Source organism: Arthrobacter sp. N199823 (assembly GCF_002929705.1).
Lineage (GTDB): Bacteria > Actinomycetota > Actinomycetes > Actinomycetales > Micrococcaceae > Specibacter.
The window spans coordinates 1-601 of sequence record NZ_PJIN01000064.1 but is presented as its reverse complement, the minus strand read 5'-3'; the positions used below and the strand labels follow the sequence as shown (position 1 = coordinate 601).

At 53.6% G+C, this 601-nt stretch carries 1 protein-coding gene; it reads right to left on the bottom strand.

Features of this window, described 5'->3' with window-relative positions; genetic code table 11:
• On the bottom strand, nucleotides 1-552 hold a 552-nt coding region (locus CXQ93_RS20250), incomplete at its 3' end, for a phage baseplate assembly protein V (protein WP_104112178.1).
• Between the last annotated feature and the right edge of the window lie 49 nt (nucleotides 553-601).

Genomic DNA, 601 nt, shown 5'->3' with positions numbered 1-601 from the left:
GCCCGTGGCATGGGCATTCCCTTTAATCTCGATATTGCCATGGATGGTCGCGGTAACACCTTCACCACCAGAACCCGCCATGCCTCCTTCGTAAATCAGCTTACCCCTGACACGCAGATCTCCGGTAAGTTCGGTTTCCGGTGCGTCAATCGTGGCTTTCTGTGTTTTCAATACCACATCAGCACCACACTCAATGACAATATGCTCAATGCCGCCCCGGATGATCAGAGTGTGCGTCCTCCGGTTGTAGCTGTACTCTGCACCATCAGCAAACCGGGTTCCCCGGATATTTTTGTCACTGAACGGTGGTTTATCGACGTCTGAATACACCGCGCCCAGAATAACACCATCCTCGCCGTTGGCATCGAGCAGCACCTCAACCTGCTCCCCCACGTCAGGGAGCCAGTAATCTTTGTTATCCTGGGTATTGCGCTGCAGCACGTTAAGCCAGTTTGTGCGCAGGTTATCGCATTCAGGCAGACGAACGCGGGCCTGAACCCTGTCGGCATCAACGGCACTGACCGTACCGACCTGACGAGTGACACCAGTCATTTTTTCTTCTCCTTAATCACCGTCGATGTACTGCCATCCGGGTGATAAA